The following is a 1,266-nucleotide window of genomic DNA, read 5'->3' on the forward strand; positions in this document are numbered from 1 at the left end:
AGCATGTACCGGATAGGTGAACTGGCCAAGGCCTGCGGGATCAAGGCCGACACCCTGCGCTTTTACGAGAAAAACGCCCTGATCGCCCCGAGCATCCGCAGCGAGGCGGGTTACCGGCTCTATAGCGAGGCAGACCGGCGCCGCCTCGAGTTCATTCTGCGGGCCAAGTCGGTGGGCTTCTCCCTGGCCGACATCGGTGAGCTGCTCGCCCTGGAGCACAACAAGGCCAATGTGACCTGCCAGGAGGTCAAGGGGGTGGCCGACGCCAAGCTCGCCCAGGTGGAAGAGAAGATCCGCGAGTTGACCCGGTTTCGCGAGAATCTCAAGGCGCTCTCGGATATTTGCTGCGGTGGGCCGCGCTCGGCCGAGCACTGCGCCATCCTCGAGACCCTGGAATCGGGCGGGGCAAGCAGCCACGAGCACCACAGCCACTGCGAGGAGTAGGGGCGAGCGCCCTTGCATAGTGGGCGGCTTGAGCGCACAATCGGCGCGTTTTTTGACCGCCCCGCGGGGCATGTAATCGAGATAGAGAGGAGCCGATATGGCCAAGAAGAAGCCGGTGGTCGACGTCACCACCGCCCACGATCATCAGCGTGGCACCGTGAATGACAATCACCTCAAGGCGTTGGTGACCTCGCCCCTGTTCCAGGTGCGGGTCGAGAAGAGCGGTAAGGGCAAGGGTAGCTTCCAGCGCACCCCCAAGCACCGCAAGGGGTGGGAGTGCGGTCAGCAGTCGATGATGTTCGTCGCCTGCTGAGCGCACTTCTCCCTCTTACTCATCCATAAACAGCTCGAGCAGCACGTTGAGATAACGGTGACCCAGTGCGGTCAGCTGCCAGCTATCCCCGTGATCGGCGATCAGCTCCTTGGTCTGGGCGATCGCCAGCACGCTCTCGACCCGCTCCAGCCCTAGCCCGGTGTAGGCGGTGAACTCCGCCTTGGGCACCGGCTCGAACAGGCGGAAGCGGTTCATGAAGAACTCCAGCGGCAGGTCGTCCTCCTCCACCGCCCAGCGTTGATCCAGATAGGGCCGGCCCGGATCCAGATACCCCTTGGGATGTTTTACCTTGGCGGTGCGCACTATCTGCCCCTCGGCGGGCAGGGTCAGCTTGCCGTGGGCGCCACAGCCGATGCCGAGGTAATCCCCGAAACGCCAGTAGTTGAGGTTGTGATGGCACTGATACCCCTCTTTGGCGTAGGCGGAGATCTCGTATTGGCGATAGCCGTGCACGGTGAGCAGGGCGTGGCCGCGCTCATAGATATCCC

General features: G+C 63.1%; 2 protein-coding genes and 1 pseudogene. 2 read left to right on the plus strand and 1 reads right to left on the minus strand.

Going from position 1 to position 1,266, the window contains the following annotated elements; all coding sequences use genetic code 11:
- Positions 1-3: 3 nt before the first annotated feature.
- Both zntR and BN1121_RS13455 read left to right on the plus strand, forming a co-directional pair.
- The gene (zntR, locus tag BN1121_RS13450) at positions 4-444 is read left to right on the plus strand and encodes a Zn(2+)-responsive transcriptional regulator (protein ID WP_005345725.1); all 441 of its coding nucleotides are present in this window, start codon (positions 4-6) and stop codon (positions 442-444) included.
- 97 nt (positions 445-541) lie between these two features.
- A complete protein-coding gene (locus BN1121_RS13455) occupies positions 542-757 on the plus strand; it encodes an alternative ribosome-rescue factor A (RefSeq protein WP_005345726.1) in 216 nt (71 codons plus the stop codon).
- 15 nt (positions 758-772) lie between these two features.
- Here the strand turns inward: BN1121_RS13455 and BN1121_RS13460 are convergent.
- A pseudogene (locus BN1121_RS13460) lies at positions 773-1,266 on the minus strand (radical SAM family heme chaperone HemW); the annotation flags it as partial.

The sequence above is a fragment of the Aeromonas diversa CDC 2478-85 genome (genome assembly GCF_000819805.1).
GTDB lineage: Bacteria > Pseudomonadota > Gammaproteobacteria > Enterobacterales > Aeromonadaceae > Aeromonas > Aeromonas diversa.